13 protein-coding genes are annotated in these 17,591 nt (G+C 69.2%); 8 read left to right on the top strand and 5 right to left on the bottom strand.

Going from position 1 to position 17,591, the window contains the following annotated elements; all coding sequences use genetic code 11:
• Nucleotides 1-41 precede the first annotated feature (41 nt).
• The 4 genes from NOV86_RS14850 (at nt 42) to NOV86_RS14835 (ending at nt 5,777) form a co-directional block, all read left to right on the top strand.
• Nucleotides 42-2,126 carry a GAF domain-containing protein gene (locus tag NOV86_RS14850; protein ID WP_267642385.1) on the top strand — a complete coding sequence of 695 codons (2,085 nt, stop codon included), beginning with the start codon at nt 42-44 and terminating at the stop codon, nt 2,124-2,126.
• 25 nt (nt 2,127-2,151) lie between these two features.
• The gene (locus NOV86_RS14845) at nt 2,152-2,913 is read left to right on the top strand and encodes a helix-turn-helix domain-containing protein (protein WP_267642384.1); all 762 of its coding nucleotides are present in this window, start codon (nt 2,152-2,154) and stop codon (nt 2,911-2,913) included.
• Nucleotides 2,914-3,004: 91 nt separating this feature from the next.
• Nucleotides 3,005-4,009: a glycosyltransferase family 2 protein gene (locus NOV86_RS14840; RefSeq protein ID WP_267642382.1), complete on the top strand. Its 1,005-nt coding sequence runs from the start codon at nt 3,005-3,007 to the stop codon at nt 4,007-4,009.
• Nucleotides 4,002-5,777, top strand: coding sequence for an asparagine synthetase B family protein (locus NOV86_RS14835; RefSeq protein ID WP_267642380.1), 1,776 nt, complete (start codon nt 4,002-4,004; stop codon nt 5,775-5,777). The genes NOV86_RS14840 and NOV86_RS14835 overlap by 8 nt, the downstream gene beginning before the upstream one ends.
• Before the next feature lie 33 nt (nt 5,778-5,810).
• On the opposite strand, the gene NOV86_RS14830 is transcribed toward NOV86_RS14835, so the two are convergent.
• The 5 genes from NOV86_RS14830 to NOV86_RS14810 all read right to left on the bottom strand — a co-directional run bounded on the left by NOV86_RS14830 (nt 5,811) and on the right by NOV86_RS14810 (nt 10,708).
• Nucleotides 5,811-6,989, bottom strand: coding sequence for a sugar-transfer associated ATP-grasp domain-containing protein (locus NOV86_RS14830; protein ID WP_267642379.1), 1,179 nt, complete (start codon nt 6,987-6,989; stop codon nt 5,811-5,813).
• A 227-nt stretch (nt 6,990-7,216) separates the two neighbouring features.
• Nucleotides 7,217-8,131 (bottom strand): glycosyltransferase family 4 protein, encoded by a 915-nt coding sequence (locus NOV86_RS14825; RefSeq protein WP_267642378.1) that lies wholly within the window; start codon nt 8,129-8,131, stop codon nt 7,217-7,219.
• Nucleotides 8,128-9,171, bottom strand: a complete 1,044-nt coding sequence (locus NOV86_RS14820) for a DUF354 domain-containing protein (RefSeq protein ID WP_267642376.1) — start codon at nt 9,169-9,171, stop codon at nt 8,128-8,130. The genes NOV86_RS14825 and NOV86_RS14820 overlap by 4 nt, the downstream gene beginning before the upstream one ends.
• A 2-nt stretch (nt 9,172-9,173) precedes the next feature.
• Complete coding sequence (locus NOV86_RS14815) at nt 9,174-10,220, bottom strand: glycosyltransferase family 2 protein (RefSeq protein WP_267642375.1); 1,047 nt, start codon at nt 10,218-10,220, stop codon at nt 9,174-9,176.
• Entirely contained in the window at nt 10,220-10,708 is a 489-nt protein-coding gene (locus tag NOV86_RS14810; RefSeq protein ID WP_267642374.1) for a hypothetical protein, read from the bottom strand. The genes NOV86_RS14815 and NOV86_RS14810 overlap by 1 nt, the downstream gene beginning before the upstream one ends.
• 294 nt (nt 10,709-11,002) lie before the next feature.
• On the opposite strand from NOV86_RS14810, the gene NOV86_RS14805 reads away from it, so the two are divergent.
• From NOV86_RS14805 to glmS, 4 genes are all read left to right on the top strand, one after another.
• On the top strand, nt 11,003-12,319 hold the full coding sequence (locus tag NOV86_RS14805; protein WP_267642373.1) for a nucleotide sugar dehydrogenase: 1,317 nt from the start codon (nt 11,003-11,005) through the stop codon (nt 12,317-12,319).
• A gap of 236 nt (nt 12,320-12,555) precedes the next feature.
• Nucleotides 12,556-13,158, top strand: a complete 603-nt coding sequence (locus NOV86_RS14800; protein WP_267642372.1) for a DUF7344 domain-containing protein — start codon at nt 12,556-12,558, stop codon at nt 13,156-13,158.
• A 62-nt stretch (nt 13,159-13,220) separates the two neighbouring features.
• On the top strand, nt 13,221-14,684 hold the full coding sequence (locus NOV86_RS14795) for a DUF7343 domain-containing protein (protein WP_267642371.1): 1,464 nt from the start codon (nt 13,221-13,223) through the stop codon (nt 14,682-14,684).
• A 911-nt stretch (nt 14,685-15,595) separates the two neighbouring features.
• Complete coding sequence (glmS, locus tag NOV86_RS14790; RefSeq protein WP_267642369.1) at nt 15,596-17,416, top strand: glutamine--fructose-6-phosphate transaminase (isomerizing); 1,821 nt, start codon at nt 15,596-15,598, stop codon at nt 17,414-17,416.
• Nucleotides 17,417-17,591 lie beyond the last annotated feature (175 nt).

Below are 17,591 nucleotides of genomic sequence, written 5' to 3'. Positions count from 1 at the left end.
CGTGTCGAGCCGAGCATCCGGCCGGCGGGGGTGCCACGACGATGAGCCGCGACGCAACCGTCAGGTCGCGGTCCTCGACGCCGTGTTTCCTGCTCGTCGGCAGCGAGGAGCGCCTCGCCCCGGCCGCGGGAACGCTCGACGAGAACTTCGACGACCCGACCCTCCTGACCCACCCACCCGTCGAGCCGGGCGACGACTGGGCCGACGTGACCTTCGACGTCGACTGCATCGTCGTCGACGCCCAGACCGGCGGCGACCGCCCCGAGGCGGCCATCCGGACCCTCGCCGAGGCGTTCGAGGACACCCTCCTCTACACCGTCATCGACGAGTCCGGGCCGCTGAGCGTCGAGGAGGCGCTCTCGCTCGGCGCGACCGACGTGGCCTGGCACGACGTGACCGGGTACGAGGTGTTCGCCTCACGGCTCCGCGGCGCCATCGAGGAGGACGCGACCCACCGCTTCGAGTCCGCGACGAGACGGGCCCCCGAGCGCGTCTCGCCGGGGAACGTCGGCGACGTGCTCGACGGCGGGACCCCACTGGAGGTGAGTCGCCGCCTCGTCGAGACCGCGACCGACCTGCTCGGCGACGCGCCCGTCGAGTTCTACCTCCACGACCCCCGCACCGAGACGCTCCAGCTGACCGCCTTCTCCGACGCCCGCGACGAGAAGCCGACCACCTCGTACGAACTCGGCGAGGGCTCGCCCATCGCGCGGGCCTACCTCACCGAGGAGACGCTCATCGGCGAGGCGACGATACAGGGGGCGGAGAACGCCCGGAGCGTGGTCGTCCCGGCGTCGGGCATCGGCGTCCTCGTGGTGACCGCCGCCGACGTCGACGTGCGGACCGTCGAAACCGCCAGGCTCGTCGCCTCGCTGGGCGAACTCGCGTTCGGCTGGCCCGACGCGGCGACGGCCGGCCCGCCCGGCGAGTCCGCGACCAGCGGGGGGCACGCGACCCTCCTGACCGACGTGGCCGACCGCGTACGCACCATCGAACACGAACTCGTCCAGACCGAGTCGCGCGAGGCCGTCGAGCAGACCCTCTGTGAGCGACTGGTCGGGTTCGACGAGGTCTCCCTCGCGTGGGTCGGCCGGACCGACACCCGGAACGGCACCGTCTCGCCGCGGTCGTGGGCCGGCGACGGCGAGTACATCGAACGCGTCTCCATCGACGCGGTCGACCCCGACGACGACACCGGCGCGCCGGCCGCCCGGACCGCCGCCACCGGCAGCACCACCGAGGCGTTCCACCTCGACGACGGCGAGGGCGGGCCGACCTGGCGCGCGGTCGCCCGGGAGTGCGGCCACGGCTCGGTCCTCAGCCTCCCCATCACGTTCGACGGCCTGACCCACGGCGTCCTGACCGTCTTCGGCGCCGAGGGCGACACCTTCGAGGGCGTCCTTGGCACGCTCGCCCGCGAACTCGCGACGACCGCGGGCTACGCCATCGACGCCATGGAGGTCCGCGAGCGCGCCATGACCGACCACCGGGTCGAACTCGACTGCCTCGCGCACTCGGCGACGACGTTCCTCCCGCGACTCGTCGACCGGCTCGGCGCCGGGGTCGACCTCCAGGCGCTCTACGCGGTCGAGGAGGGCGCTCGCGCCTTCTTCGACGTGCCCGAGGACCAGACCGAGACGTTCGAACGCCTCTGTGGCGACTGCTCGGACGTGTGGTCGGTCCACTGGCCCGGCGACGACGGGACCTGTCACGTCCTGCTGGCGGACCCGATCCTGTCGACGGTCGCCGCAGCCGACGGGGCCGTCCACGGGCTCGCGCCGCGCGACGACGGTGTCCACTTCACCGTCGAGGTCCCGGCCGGTACCGACGTCGCGGACCTCCGCACCGCGCTCGACGTAGGCGGCGACGACGTCGACGTGCTCGCCCGGCGTCGGACCGGCCGGTCGGTCCGGTCGCGAGAGGGCGCCCTCGCGGACGTGGAACGCCAGCTCTCGGCCGCGGAACTGGACGTCCTCCGGACCGCCCACGAGGCCGGCTACTTCGAGTGGCCCCGGACGGTCAGGAGCACCGAGGTCGCCGAGCTGACCGGCGACAGCCAGACGACGGTCGACCGGCGACTGCGCGCCAGCCAGGCGACAGTCATGGCCGAGCTGTTCGACAGATGACGGGACGCCAGCGCGGGGGCGGCCGATGAGCTCCGAGGACGCGGGCGACGACGCCGCGCGGGCCTGGCGGGAGAGCCCGTTCATCATCGACCTGTCGGACGACGAGACGCCGGTCCCCCGGCTCCTCGACGAGGAGTCCTCGCCGCTCATCACCGAGGTCCACCTCGTCCACCCGGACCTCCTGTTGAGCCACACCATCGCGACCGTCCCGGACGTGACCGTCAGACCCGAGTACCAGACGGTGGTCGACAGCGACGTCACCATCTTCTTCTTCACCGTCTCCGGCGACGAGTACGAGGCCTTCGAGCGCGCCCTCGTCGACGACCACACCGTCGCCGACCCCACGCTCGTCGCCGAGAAGGACAGCTACCGGGTGTACCGCGTCCGCCTGCTCCCCGACGCCCGGGCGGTGACGCCCGCGACCGCCAAGCTCGACATCCGGCTGGTCGACGCCCGGAGCGGCGACGGCGGCTGGCTCGTGCGCCTGGAGATCCCCACGCGGGAGGCGCTGTTGCGCTTTCGCGACTTCTGCAACGAGGAGGACATCCAGTTCAACATCCGTCGACTGTACACCGACACGTTCGACGAGGACGCCTTCCTCGGGCTGACCGACACCCAGCTGGAGACGCTGCGCACCGCGTTCGAGACGGGCTACTTCGACGTGCCCCGGCGCATCTCCCAGGAGCAGCTCGCGGAGATACTGGGCATCTCGACCTCCGGCGTGTCACAGCGCATCCGGAGCGCCCTCAGTCAGCTCATCGAACACACCGTCATCGACGAGGAATGACGGGATGGCGACGGGGCGCGGACGGTCCCGGAATCCGTCCCGCCGCTTAACCGGTCGATAACAAACAGCCCTCGTCTCGAAGGCCGGGTGAATGCCGAGAGTCAGCGTCATCATCCCCACGTACAATCGTGCAACGCCCCTCCAGCGAGCGATAGACAGCGTCCTCGCCCAGACCGTCACCGACATCGAGTGCATCGTCGTCGACGACGCCTCGACCGACGACACACAGGCGGTCCTGGCCGAGTACGACGACCCTCGCTTGCGGACGTTCCAGCACGAGGAGAACCGTGGCGCGAACGTCGCCCGGAACACCGGCCTGGACCAGGCCGAGGGCGAGTACGTCGCCCTGCTCGACTCCGACGACGAGTGGAAGCCGGAGAAGCTCGAACGACAGCTCGCCCGGCTCGAGGTCGCCCCCGACGACTGGGTCGCCGCCTACTGCGACTGGGAGTACGACCTCGGCGGCTCCAGCGACGGCCTGAAGCGCCGGATCGCCGCCCTCCTCGACCGCGCCGAGGCCGACCACCCGACCGAGGGTGGCGGCGACGAACTCGTCCGCGAGATACTCGCCGACAACCTCCACACCGGCGCTGGCTCGACGCTCCTCGTCGAGACCGAGGTCGCCCGCGAGGTCGGCGGCTTCGACGAGGACCTCGACCGGTTCCAGGACACCGAGTTCGCCCTGCGGGTCGTCCAGGCCGGCAAGCTCGCCCACGTCGCCGAGCCGCTGATGATCCGGCACGACACCGCCAGCCCCTCCGCGGAGACCTACCGCGACGCCAACGAGGCGCTGCTGGCGAAGTACGAGGACACCATCGACGAACTCGAGGCCGAGGGCCACGACGTGCGCAGCCAGCGGAACCTCTTCGTCGCCAAGCACTTCCTCGCCGAGGGCCGCCCGGTCGCCGGGACCCGCTACCTCCGACAGGCGGCCGTCTCCAGCCACGAGGTCCCCGGCGTGCTCGCGGCGGTGGCCCGTGGCGCGACCCAGCGGAAACGGGCGGCCGTCGTCGCGATGTCGATGGTGACAGCACTGACCCTGGTCGTCGGGCTGACGCGTGCGTACACCCATGCGAGGGCGAGCGACAGTGCGTGACCCAGACGCGGCTCGGCGCGGTTACGACGGCCCGACCCGGCCGGACAACGATGCAGGCCCGCCCGCGGTCACCTGCTCGAACGACAAGGAGCTGTTCGGCGTCTTCGGCGACCGCGACCGGTTCGACGCGAACGTCGGCGACCGGCGCTTCGACGAGGTGCTCGACGGCGAGTGCGTGACCGTCGGGGTCCGCAGCCCCGGCCTCGGCATCCCGAACCGGACCTCCGTCGCCGACGACGAGACCGGCGTCTGTGCCGTCTGGGGCGAGGCGTTCGTCCCCGCCGGTCGCTCGCAGACGCCCGCGGCGTGGCTCCTCGACGCCTTCGCCGAGCGCGGCACCGACGCCCTGGCCGACCTCAACGGCTCGTACCTCGCCGTGGTCGAACACGACGGCGAGGCCATCGTCGCCACCGACCCGGTCCGGTCGTGGGCCTGCTACTACACCGACGAGCCCGGCGTGCGCGTGTTCGGGACCGACGCGACCGCGGTCGCCCGGACCATGGTCGACCCGGTGCGGGACCGTCAGGCCATCGGCGAGTTCCTCCACCTCGGCGTCGTCCTCGGGGAGAAGACCGCCTTCGAGGACCTGCACCGCGCCCCCGTCGACGCCTACCTCACCGCGAGCGACGTGACGACGCTCGACCGGTTCGTCCACGAGCCCCGCGAGTTCGACTACGTGGACGAGCTGGCCGACCGCCTGGAGCGGGCGATGACCCGCCGGTCGCACTACCCCGGGACGAAGGGCATGATGCTCTCGGCCGGCTACGACTCGCGCCTGCTGCTCTCACAGATACCCGACATCGACGTGGCGTTCACCGTCGGCCATCCGCAGGCACAGGAGACACAGGGCGCACGCGACCTGGCCCACCAGTACGACACCCGCCACGTCGCCTTCGAGCCCTCGCGCCGGTACATCGAACCGACCGACGAGAAGGTCCAGTACTCGCAGGGCATCAAGGAGTCGCTGCACATCCACCACGCCGGCTACGACGACGAGGTCGGCGTCGACACGATGTACCACGGCCTGCTGTGTGACACCTTCCTCACCGGCCACTTCCTCAAGCAGGACTACGTCCACGGGTTCGGCAAGCGCCTGCCACTCCCCCGGCTCGACCCGGACCCCGACCCGGTCGAGGCGCTGCTCGACAAGTTCGGCTACGTCGAGGGCGGGTCGACCGCACTGGCCGAGCAGGTCGGAATCGCGGCCGACGACCCCCACGGGTTCGTCCGCGAGGCGGTCGGCCGCGAGGTCGAGAAGGCCAGGGCCCGCGCCGACGACATCCAGAACGTCATCGACGTGGCCGGCATCAGCAACCAGCCCTCCATCCCGTTCCGCCGCCACCTCTTCGACAACTACCTGGAGTCGTTCTTCGTCCTCGACACCGCCCTCATCGACTGGCACCTCTCGGCGCCGCCGGAACACCGGAACACGAAGACGTTCCTCGACGCCTGCCGCCAGCTCGACCCGGACATCCTCGAGAACCGGCCGCCGGACCGCCCCCACGACTCGCACACGCTCAACCAGATCGAGCTGTTCGCCCGCCGCACCCTCCCCCTGCTCGACCCCTTCGAGTCGGCGTGGCCGGACCGCCGCGACATCTACGAGCGCAACGACATGGACGAGCACCTCTTCCCCAACACGCAACGGCTCCACGACCTGCCCGTCCGGCACAAGCTCCGGGTGAACGACGTGGTCGACTGGACCGCGATGGCGGCCGGGACGGAGCGTCGCACCCCCTACTGGCTCGTCCCCCCGGGCACCGTCTGATTCCTCGTCGACCCCCTCTGCCGTCGTCGCGCCCTAGAGTACGTCGTGTGTCTCGTAGAAGCGCCTGACCCGTTCGTCCGTCAGCAGCGGCTCGTGGACCTGCAACAGGTCGACGTCGGTGTAGTTGTTCGCCTCGATGACCGCGAACTCGCCCGGCGCGTCGACGACGATGTCCCAGGCGATGTAGGGGACGTACGAGAGTTCGTCGGCCATCGCCAGCAGCTCCTCGCGGATGTCGTCCCAGCCGGGGACGGTGACGCCGGCGATCTGCTCCTCGGTGTCGGGGTGGACCTCGCGGCGGCCCTCCCAGCCGAACTTCGGGGCGCGCGCCGCGGGGCTCAACTCCCCCGTGTCGAGGTCGATGCTGGCCGAGAGCCCGCCGGCCGACCAGTTGTCGACGGGCGCGGAGGCGTCGGTCCCGATGCGGTGGACCGCGGTCGCGAGGAACGGCTCGCCGGCCTGGGCGTCGTACATCGACAGCGCCCGGATGGTGTTCGGCGAGTCGGGGTAGAGGTGGTAGGCGTAGGTGTCCATCCCGACGAGTTCGGTCACGAGGTAGTCCGACAGGGCGTCGACCCGGCGCTCGAACGCCTCCCGGGTGACGGTCTCGCCGTCGATCCGGACGCCGTCGTCCATGCGCTGACAGAGGAGCACGTTGTTGCCGCCCCCGCCGTTCGTCCACTTCAGGACGAGGTTTCCCTCGCGCCGGAGGTGGTCGTAGACGACCGCGCCCGCGTTCCGGTCGTCGACGCCGGTGAGTTCGGCGTCGCCGGGGTGCCCGTCGTCACGCCGCCCGAAGCGGGTCGGAGAGACCTCCGCGTCCGGCGCGGGCACGGTGTCGGCCGGGACGCCGTCTCCCGTCCGCCCGTCGGAGACGTGGTGGAACCGGCCGTCGCGGACGACGCCGTACAGCTCGGGTCGATGCTCGTCGAAGGGTTCCAGCAGCCGGTGGAACAGGAGCTTGTTGTCGAGCGCGAGGCTCCAGCGCCCGTTGATGCGCTTCGTCCGGACGTACCGGCGGTAGTCGTCGAGGTAGGCGTCGCGGCCGTGCTCCTCGAAGTCGTAGAGGGTGGCCGCCTGGCTCTGGAAGCCGTCGCGCCAGAGGTCGAACCGGTCGCCCAGCGAGAGGTCGTGGTCGCCGTCGTCGCGGAGTTCGTCCATCGCCAGCGACTGCACCTGGTTCGTGGTGATGTACGCGTCTCTGACGTTCACCGACGGTCACCTCCGGGGTGGGGTCGTGTCGGTGGACGGTGGGTCGCGGACGACGCTGTCGGGAGCGAACGCGGCGGCTGCAGCGCGGGTGACATGGTCGCGTCCTACTGGCGGCTGACAGATGAAACGAGCAGTTACTCCCGGTCGTTGTCCGCCGGTTGTGCGTCGTTCCGCCGCTTAACTGTCCGCTAACGGAGGTGCAACGACTCGACGGGCGGCGAGAGAACTCAGGCGAGTGCGGCGTCGTACACCGAGAGCAGGCGGTCGGCCATCTCGTCGTGACTGACGAGTTCGTCCGACCACCGGCCGTCCGAGCGCACGTCCGGGGCGGCCACCTGCTCGATGCCCCGGACGAGGTCGGGGTCGGCGTCGGAGACGTGACAGTGCGCCACGTCGCCGACCACGTCGCGGACGAACCCCACGTCGGTCGAGACCACGGGCAGGTTGCAGGCTGCGGCCTCCTTGACCGTCATGGGACCGCTCTCGCGGGTCGAGGTGAGCAACAGCAGGTCGCTGGCGTTCATGTAGTACGGCATCTCGGCGTAGTCCACGCCGGAGACCGGCCGCAGGGTCACGTCGGCGTCGGCCTGCTCGACGAGCCGCCGGGCCCGGTCGAAGTCTTTCTCGGGCCGGGTCGTCTCGTAGGGGAACAGCGCGACCGTCTCGTCCTGCGGCCAGCCGACGCGTTCTTTCGCCTCCTCGCGGGGGATCGGCCGGAACTGCTCGGTGTCGACCCCGAAGGGGACGTGGGCGTAGTCCGTCGGCACCTCGGGCGCCATCGCCTTGCTCGGCAGGACCACCTCGTCGGCGAGGCGGGCGCTCTGGCGGCTCAGACTCCGTAGCCACGTCATGTCGCTCATCAGGTCGGTCCCCCAGAAGGTGACGACGACCGGCCGCCGCGGCTGGGCGAGTGCGAAGGGACCCACGAGGCCGTAGTTCGCGTGGACCACGTCGTAGTCGTCGATGGACTCCCGGAGCACCTTCGGCGCGTACTTCAAGTAGTCCGAGACCGACCGGGGCTCGTCGGGGGCGTACGTCCCCGGGACGGCGAGAGTGGTACACTCGACGCCGCGGTCCTCCAACGTCTCGACCTGCGTCTCGAAGAACGTCCGCGTCGAGGTGATGAGCTGGAGGACCTTCATGCGACGGCCAGTTTCGACCGGGGCTCGGTCACCTGGTCGACGATGACGTCGGTCGCGTCGACCTTGTCGGCGAGCAGGTTCTGGCGCCGGCGCTCCCAGCGCGCCGGCTGGTAGTCCTCGAGGATGTGTTCGGCCTTGCGCAGTGCCTCCTGGTGGCGGTTCTTGCTGTCGAAGTTGTACAGCAGGCCGTACTCGCGTTCGAGTTCCCGGGTGTAGCCCATCGTGAGCGTGTTGACGTACACCGCGGGGGTCCCGAGGACCGCGCTCTCGGCCGCGGTCGTCGCGCCCTCGCCGACGAACAGGTCGGCGTAGTACAGCAGGTGGTGCATGCGCTCGGGTGGGACTGTCATCCGGCGGTCCTCGAGGTGGTCCGGGAGCGGCTTCTCGGACGTGAACAGCACCTCTGCGCCGGTCGATTCGAGCCGGTCGAACACCTCGGTGACGTTGTCGAAGCCGCCCTCGCCGAGGTCGTGGGACGCGCCCCAGCCGTTGAACCGCCCGACGACGAACGAGTCCTCGGGCGAGAGCCCCACCTCCTCCAGCACCGTCGGGTCCGGTTCGAAGCGGTCCGGGTGGAGGTAGGCGAGTTCGTGGTAGGCGGGGTAGCGCGTCTGCTGCCCGCTGGGGTCGCCGTCGTAGCAGTCCGGCAGGCAGAGTCGGTCCGCGAAGGGGTACGCGAGCGACTTGATGAGCGTCGCGTGCTCGGTGTCGTAGAACACGATGCTCTCCGCGCCGACGAGTTTCGCGACGTGGGAGGCCGCGACCCCGCCGATGGCGGTGATGACGTCCGGGTCGATCTGCCGGGCGCGGGCGAGTAGCTTCGCCTCGTAGGTCGCCTGCACGACGGCCAGCGAGGACAGCCCCTCGGACTCGTCGGCGAGCACCTCGTAGTCGATGCCGTAGGCGTCGAGCAGTTCGAGGTTCACGCCCATGCGCCGGGCGAAGACGTGGACCTCGTGGCCGCGTGCCTCCAGCTCGCAGATGGCGTGCTTGAAGAAGTGGACGTGGCCGGGGTGCTGGATGGTGACGATGACGCGCATCGTCACTCACCTCCCTCCCGCTGGTTCTCGCGCCGGTCGAGCACCATCCCCATCAGGACGAGGAAGGTACCCTGCAGCGTCAGGAGGACGGACCCGTCGTCCTCGCGGCGGAACAGCTGGCGCAGGATGCCCGCCAGGACCGCCACCGCCCCGATGCCGTAGAACAGCGAGAGCGGGTGGAAGTCGCGGGCGACGTAGCGCTCCTTCAGGCGCCACAGGAACCCCTGCAAGAGCGCCAGCGAGGTCTGCGGGACGAACCCGGTGAGCGAGATGGTGCTGTCCTCCTCGCCGTACTCGGCCGCCATGGGAACGTCGACGACGTCGAAGCCCTCGACGTTGAGCTGGACGAGGATGTCGTTGGTGTACTCGTGGTCGTCCCCGAGTGACTCCAGGTCCAGCGCGCGCAGCGCCCGGTGCGAGATGGCGGTGTAGCCGTTCTGGGAGTCCATCACGTTCCAGTAGCCACTCGCGACCTTCGTCAGGGTCGAGAGCAGCCAGTTGCCGACCAGTCGGAACGTCGGCATCTCCGCGCGGTACTCCTGGTCGGCGAGGCGGTTCCCCTTCGCGTAGGCCGCCTCGCCGGTGGCGACCGGTTCGACGAGGTCGTCCATCTGGTCGGGGTCCATCTGGCCGTCGGCGTCCAGGGTCACCGTCACGTCCATCTGCTCCTCGCGTGCGCGCTCGAAGCCGGTCTTGAGCGCGCCGCCAGCCCCCCTGTTCTCCTCGTGGCGGATGGGGACGATGTCGGGCGGGACCGTCCCGCCGTCGGTCGCCGGCGGAACCGCATCCTCGACCCGCGAGTCGGTCGCGTCCTCCTCCGGCGGGTCCGGGTCCCTGTGGCCGGCCGGCGGCGCCGAGTCGTCCGACGCGTCGATGTCGGCGGTCTCGGAGACGACGCGACAGATCTCGTCCCAGGTGCCGTCGGTCGACTGGTCGTCGATGGCGTACACGCGGTCGACGAACCGCGGGATCGACGTGAGGACGTCGCCGACGTGTTCGGCCTCGTTGTACGCCGGAACGACCACGGCGACGGTCGCGTCCCGGTACATCAGAGACCCCGGTAGGTGACGCTGACCGCCCCGTGTTCGACGACCGACGCGGGCTCGACCGTCCCGGTGACGTCGACGAACAGCTGGAACGGCGCCTCCTCGGACAGGAGGTCGTCCACCCCGAGGTCGTCGACCTCGTGCAACGGCCGGAACAGGACGATGGCGTCGTAGCAGTCGGTCGGGGTGTCGGCCTGCTCGCCGAGCGTGTCGACGGCCGCCCCGCTCGAGAGTCCCATCACCTCGATGCCGTTCGACTTCAGCTCGAACAGCGTCTCCTGTGCGAGGTCGTTCAGCGACTCGCCGCTGGCCTCGTCGTCGGCCTCGTGGCCGATGCCGACGGCCAGGACGTGCGGGTCGTCGTCCACGCGGTCGTGGTTCTCGAGGGCGTCGTGCAGCATCGTCACGATGTGCTCGCTCGCCGATTCGTCGATCCGCGTCGTGACGCTCGGTACGCCCGCCGCGGTTTCGTCGTCTGTGGTTGTGGTCATGGTGTATGCCTCGTCGAGGGAGTCTCGTGGTCGCCAGCGTGAGACTGGGCTCGTTCCAACACCCGGCTGTGAGGGGCATTATTATAGTCTGGATAAGACGACGGTCGGGCGTTTCACGACGAACGACACCCGCTGGGACAGTTTCGGCCGAGATTACCGCGCCGCTAAGTCGGGCTATTGCGGTCTATAACGAAGGCCGACGGGTCCCGTGGGTGTCGTACAGATGCGAGTCTCAGCCAATCGAACGCCACCCGCAGCGACGAACGCGACGCACAGGCACGGAGGTGTCTGTCCATGAGCCAGACGCTCGCGCCGCCAGACGCCGAGACGGAGTCGGTCTGCATCGTCGGCCTGGGCTACGTCGGCCTCCCGCTCACCCTGGCATTCGCCGAGGAGGGCCACCCCGTCGTCGGCTACGACGTCCAGTCAGAGAAGGTCGCCACCCTCTCGAACGGGACCGACCCGACGGGCGAACTCGGCGACGGCCGCGTCGCCGACAGCGACGCGACGTTCACCGACGACCCCGACGCCATCGCGCGGGCGGACGTGGTCGTCCTCACCGTCCCGACACCGGTCGACGAGGTCGGGACCCCGGACCTCTCGTACATCGAGAGCGCCGGCGAGACGGTCGGCGAACACATGAGCGCGGGGACGACGGTCGTCCTCGAGTCCACGGTCTACCCCGGCGCGACCGAGGAGGTGCTCGTCCCCGCGCTCGAGTCCACGTCCGGGTTCACCGTCGGCGAGGAGTTCGAGGTCGGCTACTCCCCCGAGCGCGTCTCGCCGGGCGACAGCAAGCGCGGCCTGCGGGACGTGACGAAGATCGTCAGTGGCCGGACCGAGGACGTCTGCGACCAGGTCGCCGCCGTCTACGAGTCCATCGTCGACGCCGGCGTCTACCGTGCGCCCGACATCCAGACCGCCGAGGCCGCGAAGGCCATCGAGAACGTCCAGCGCGACATCAACATCGCGCTGGTGAACGAACTCGCCATCGCCTGCGACCACCTCGACCTCGACACCGAGGCGGTGCTGGAGGCCGCGGGGACGAAGTGGAACTTCCACGACGAGTACCGCCCCGGCCTCGTCGGCGGGCACTGCATCCCGGTGGACCCACACCTGTTCTCCTACCAGTCGAAACAGGAGGGCTTCGCGCCGGAGCTCATCATGAAGGCACGCGAGATCAACGAGTACGTCCCCTCGCACGTGGCCGAACTCGTCCGCCGGGCGATGAACGATACGGGCAACGTCCCCCGCGAGAGCCGCGTCCTCGTGCTCGGGGTCGCCTACAAGCCGAACGTCGGCGACATCCGGACCTCGGAGGTCGACGCCATCCTCGACGACCTCGAGGAGTACGGCGTCGAGATGGTCGTCTACGACCCGCACGCCGACGCCGACGCGGTCCGCGAGAACTTCGACGTCCCGGTCACCGACTCCCTCTCCTTCGAGGACTACGACGGGGTGCTCGTCGGCACCGGCCACGACGAGTTCGCCGAGATCGACGTGACGACGATGGCCGAGCGACTGGCGGACGACGGGTTCGTCGTCGACGTCCCCGGCGCGTTAGCACGTGCCAAAGAAGACGGGGTCGACGTTACGTATCGGAAATTGTAGACTAACTCGCTTTGTCCCGGTCTTAATCTGGAACTGCACCCCCGATTAAGTCCACCTGATTAAACAAGTTTGGCAACTCGTGACACCACCCACAAACAGCCGTTAAACCGTCTGAAACAGACTTTCCCGCTCTGTTTCGACAGTCCGCAACAGTCCGAAACAGTCTATACATAATCCAACTGTCGGGACGAGTTGCCGGGTTTATTATCGCTGTATCGAATGTATCGGATGAGACAATGAGCGCCGCAGTAGAAGACACCGAGTCCGAAAGCGAGGTTCCGCCCGAGCTCCTCCCCGACGGCACGGACGAGTTCACCAAGGACGACATGTTCCACCTCCTCCAGAACCGTCGTCGCCGCGACGTCCTGCGTTACCTGCAGGATACCGACGACCCCGTCCGCATGCGCGACATCGCAGAGCAGGTCGCCGCCTGGGAGCACGACACCACGGTCCAGCGACTCACCTCCAAGGAGCGCCAGCGCGTCTACATCGCGCTCTACCAGTCGCACCTGCCCGCACTGGACGAGGAGGGCGTCATCGACTACAACCAGGACCGTGGCATCGTCGAGCGCCAGCCCCTCGCCGAGGAACTCATGCCGTACCTCGACGAGCCGGCCGGCGACGAGGCGACCGACGAGTCGACGACCGGCCGCGATCACGACTGGACGTTCTACTACCTGGCCGCGACCGGCGTGGCCTCGATGCTGTTCGTCGGAACCGCACTCGGCGTCGTCGGGCTGTCGGCCGAGTTGCTCGCCATCGGGATGCTGACGCTCTTTGGCTCCCTCTCCGGCGCGGACGCACTCTCCTCGCGCGAACAGACCTCGGGGAGCGACTGACTGGTCGACCGCGGCGAGACGGATACGACAATGGCCGGATACACTACGCGACGATTCGATAGATGAACGGACGAACGATACGCTGTTGGCTGCTGGTCAGCCTCGTGCTGGTCGGGACCGCCGCCGTCTCGCCCGCGCAGGCCGCACCCTCGCGTGCGAACCAGACGAGCATCGAGAACGTCGGCATCTCCGGTCCCGCGGTCGTCGACTACAACGGGAGCGGTGACCGGGTGTTCCTCTGGCAGCAGGCCAACCAGACGGTCACGGTCCAGCTCACGTCCCCGGGCGGGAACGTCTCCGACGAGCCGCTGTCCGTCTGCCTCCGGAAGACCGGGTCGCAGTCGAACACCTCGAGCACCGGAGGGAGTACCACCACCGGCCCGTGTGCCCAGACGACGATCTCCGGGAACACCTCGACCGTGACCCTCTCGTCCAAGTCGTGGCCGTTCAACGGGACGGGCAAGCAGGAGGTGACGGTCACGGTCGGCAACGGCTCCACGGTCTTCGACGACACCTCGGTCCAGGTGTTCGTCATCACGAAAGACGGTGACGTCGACGGCGACAGCCTCTCCAACACCGCCGAGTTGAAACACGGCACGAACCTCACCGCCGTGGACACCGACGGCGACACCCTCGAGGACGGCCCGGAGGTGAACGAGTACGGGACCGACCCGACCGACCCCGACACCGACGGCGACAAGGCCCGCGACGCCCGGGAGATATCGGTCGGCACCGACCCCACCAACCCCGATACCGACGGTGACAACCTCACCGACGGGTTCGAGCTCGAGAACGGCCTGAACGCGACCGACGCCGACACCGACGGCGACGGTCTCACGGACCCCGCGGAACTCGACCTCGGGACGAACCCCAAGAAGGCAGATACCGACGGGGACGGCCTCACCGACCTCCAGGAGTTCAAGTGGAAGAGCGATCCGACCGTCGCCGACACCGACGGTGACGGGCTCGACGACGCGCGCGAGAAGGCCCTCGGCACCGACCCGACCGTCGCCGATACCGACGGCGACCTCCTGAGCGACGAGACGGAGGCGAATCTCGGGACGGACCCGACCAGCGTCGTCTCGCCGCTGCTCTACGTCGTGCTCCTCGTGGCGATCCTCGTCGCCGGCCGGCTGGTCTACACCGGCCGGGTCGACTCCGCGTCGGCCCGCGCGGTCGCGTCCCAGTACCTCGGCGACGAGGACGACCAGCCCGAGACGGGCGTGGAGACCGGACAGGTCGAGGACCGCATGGCACCCCCGCAGGAGTCCGAGCAGGTCGGCCCGGAACCGCCCAGTACCCCCGTGTTGACCGACGAGGAGCGCGTCCGCCAGATCCTCCGCGAGAACGGCGGGCGGCTCCAGCAGAAGGAGATCATCGAGCAGACGGACTGGTCGAAGTCGAAGGTGAGTCGCCTCCTCTCGAAGATGGAGAGCGAGGGCGAGGTCCGGAAGATCAGCGTCGGCCGCGAGAACCTCATCACCCTCCCGGACGAGGAGCCCGAGAACTCGAAGCCGTTCTTCTGACGCCCCGGCGCGACCAGCGACCTGGCGTCGTCTTCGCTTCGCTGCCCTCGAGACGCGTCTCGCGATTCCTCCCTTCGATAGCGCCCGTTCTTCCAGCGTCGATTCCAGCCGTCCACCAGCCGCAGCATCCCGATCGTCCACCGGCTGGCGCGCCCAGCCGCCAGACAGCATCGCCCCGTTCTGCGCCACAGCATCGACTGGCCGTCCTTCGACAGCAGCTCTTGTCGAGGGGCCGCACCGCTCCTTCTCCCGGTGCGGCTCTGCAGGCTCGGTACGGCGTCGTTCCTTCTCCCGGCACACCCCCCGCGGGCTCCGTACCACCCCCCGCACCGCCGTCCCCTGCCTGCACCGTCACTCCCGCCGCGGCCCCGCCATTCGGCCGCCACCCGTCGTGCCCGACCTCGCACCCTCGACCACGCCTCCGTCCCCTGTTCTCGGGCCAGATTCGTTCTCCCAGACAGTTGTGGAGCGCCCGCGAGCCGGTCGGCGGCCGCGGCTGTCCCGCCGCAGAGCCATGTGACATGTGAGCAGGCGAACACCGACGGCGTCGGGGTGGGCCGGTCGACCGGGGAACCGACGGCGGGCTTCGGACCTGAACCGAATGAACGACCGTGGACAGTTCGGCGGTTTGACCAGTGTCTGACGCGGTGATTACCGGTTTCAGCTTACAGCCGCACTAACAACTCCCTTAACCGGTCTATAGTAAACCCCCGAGGTCGTGTACGCCTGAATCGTCCCCGCGACCCGTCGTGGCTCTGGCGGGAGATACACCGAACCATGACCGAACAAACAGACACCGAAACGAGCACTCGCACCGCTGGCGAGTCCGAGACGAACCGATCTGAACCGCTCTGGAGCCGTCGGGTGTACCAGCCCGTACTCGTCGACGACCCGACGGGGGTGAGACCCTGATGTGTGGCATCATCGCGTGCGTCGGGCCGCGGCGGACCGTCGACCGGCTCGTCACCGGCCTCGAGAACCTCGAGTACCGCGGCTACGACTCCGCCGGCGTCGCCATCCAGAACGGCTCCGGCGTCGAGGTCCACAAGCGCTCCGGGCGCGTCGGTGAGCTGAAAGAGGAGGTCCCCCTCGGGAAACAGGCCGACGTCGGCATCGGCCATACCCGCTGGAGTACGCATGGACCGCCGACCGACGAGAACGCACACCCGCATACGCCGTCGGACGAGAACGTCGCCGTCGTCCACAACGGCATCATCGAGAACTACAGCGAACTCCGCGACGAGCTCGAGGCGAAGGGCCACGAGTTCACCAGCGACACCGACACCGAGGTCATCCCGCACCTCGTCGACGAACGGCTCGAGGAGACCGGCGACCCCGAGGTCGCGTTCCGCGAGACCGTCCGCGAGCTGGAGGGGAGCTACGCCATCGCCGCCATCATGGACGGCCACGACGGGCTGTTCGCGGCCCGGCAGGGCTCCCCGCTGGTGGTCGGGCTCGACGACGACGCCCACTACCTCGCGAGCGACGTGCCGGCGTTCCTCGACTACACCGACGACGTGATGTACCTCGAAGACGGCGACGTCGTCGTCATCGAGGAGGACGACCTGTCGCTGACGGACCTCTCGGGCACCCCCGTCGCCCGGGAGGTCCAGACGGTCGACTGGGACCCCAGCGAGACCGGCAAGGGCGTCTACGACCACTACATGCTCAAGGAGATCAACCACCAGCCGACGGCCCTGTCGAACACCATCCAGGGCCGGGCCGACCCCGAGTCGGAGACGGTCCAGCTGGAGGACTTCCCGCCGGAGACGTTCGAGGACGTGCGCGACGTCCACTTCGTCGCCTGCGGTACCTCGTACCACGCCGCGATGTTCGGGGCGAAGATGCTCCGGGACGGCGGCATCAGCGCGAACGCCTACCGCGCCAGCGAGTACGGGCTCCAGACGGACACCATCGACGACGAGACGCTCGTCGTCGCGGTGACCCAGAGCGGCGAGACAGCCGACACCCTCAGCGCCATGCGACAGGCGGCGGACAAGGGTGCGTCGGTCGTGACCGTGACGAACGTCGTCGGCTCGACCGCGGCCCGCGAGGCCGACGAGTCGCTGTTCATCCGCGCCGGCCCCGAGATCGGGGTCGCCGCGACCAAGACGTTCTCCTCGCAGGTCGTCTCGCTGGCGCTGCTGAGCCAGCGCGTCCTCGGGGACGCGACCACGGGCGAACAGCGCGACGACCTCGCGGACTTCCTCGCGTCGCTGCAACAGCTCCCCGAGCACATCGAGCAGGTGCTCGACTTCTCCGCCGCCAAGCGACTGGCGCAGCACTACAGCAACCACAACGCGTACTTCTTCATCGGCCGCGGCGTCGCGAACGCGGTCGCCATGGAGGGCGCGCTGAAGTTCAAGGAGATCACCTACGAGCACGCCGAGGGCTTCGCGGCGGGCGAGCTGAAACACGGCCCGCTGGCGCTCGTCACCGACCGGACGCCCGTCTTCGCCGTCTTCACCGGCGACGAGGACCACGACCGGAAGACGCTCAACAACGCCAAGGAGGCCCAGACCCGCGGCGCACCCATCGTCTCGGTCGCACCCGCCGACCACCCGTCGCTCGAGTTCGCCGACGAGCACCTCCAGGTGCCGTCGTCGTCGCCGGAGTGGGTCGGCCTGCTGGCCAACGTCCAGCTGCAGCTGCTCTCGTACTACGCGGCCGAGACCCTGAGTCGTCCCATCGACAAGCCGCGGAACCTGGCCAAGAGCGTCACCGTCGAGTGACGCCACGGTTCGGCCATGCGTTCGGTTCCCGCCCCACGCGGCGGGCCACCCGCCGCGACGCCACGGTGACGGGCCATCCCAGCGACTGGGGACCGCTTAGGCGGACTGTATCGATACCGGAACGGTCGCTTACGACTCGGATAATAACGTATACCTCTCTACAAGGCACCCACAT

Origin of the sequence: Haloarchaeobius amylolyticus, assembly GCF_026616195.1 — an archaeon.
In the GTDB taxonomy this organism is placed as follows: domain Archaea; phylum Halobacteriota; class Halobacteria; order Halobacteriales; family Natrialbaceae; genus Haloarchaeobius; species Haloarchaeobius amylolyticus.
This window is presented reverse-complemented; position numbering and strand designations above follow the sequence as displayed.

Bases quoted from the DNA above. Each gene is read 5' to 3' on its own strand.
- NOV86_RS14820 (WP_267642376.1), bottom strand. From the start codon at position 9,171: ATGCGCGTCATCGTCACCATCCAGCACCCCGGCCACGTCCACTTCTTC.
- glmS (WP_267642369.1), top strand. From the start codon at position 15,596: ATGTGTGGCATCATCGCGTGCGTCGGGCCGCGGCGGACCGTCGACCGG.
- NOV86_RS14825 (WP_267642378.1), bottom strand. From the start codon at position 8,131: ATGAAGGTCCTCCAGCTCATCACCTCGACGCGGACGTTCTTCGAGACG.
- NOV86_RS14800 (WP_267642372.1), top strand. From the start codon at position 12,556: ATGAGCGCCGCAGTAGAAGACACCGAGTCCGAAAGCGAGGTTCCGCCC.
- NOV86_RS14810 (WP_267642374.1), bottom strand. From the start codon at position 10,708: ATGACCACAACCACAGACGACGAAACCGCGGCGGGCGTACCGAGCGTC.
- NOV86_RS14805 (WP_267642373.1), top strand. From the start codon at position 11,003: ATGAGCCAGACGCTCGCGCCGCCAGACGCCGAGACGGAGTCGGTCTGC.
- NOV86_RS14815 (WP_267642375.1), bottom strand. From the start codon at position 10,220: ATGTACCGGGACGCGACCGTCGCCGTGGTCGTTCCGGCGTACAACGAG.
- NOV86_RS14840 (WP_267642382.1), top strand. From the start codon at position 3,005: ATGCCGAGAGTCAGCGTCATCATCCCCACGTACAATCGTGCAACGCCC.
- NOV86_RS14845 (WP_267642384.1), top strand. From the start codon at position 2,152: ATGAGCTCCGAGGACGCGGGCGACGACGCCGCGCGGGCCTGGCGGGAG.
- NOV86_RS14795 (WP_267642371.1), top strand. From the start codon at position 13,221: ATGAACGGACGAACGATACGCTGTTGGCTGCTGGTCAGCCTCGTGCTG.
- NOV86_RS14850 (WP_267642385.1), top strand. From the start codon at position 42: ATGAGCCGCGACGCAACCGTCAGGTCGCGGTCCTCGACGCCGTGTTTC.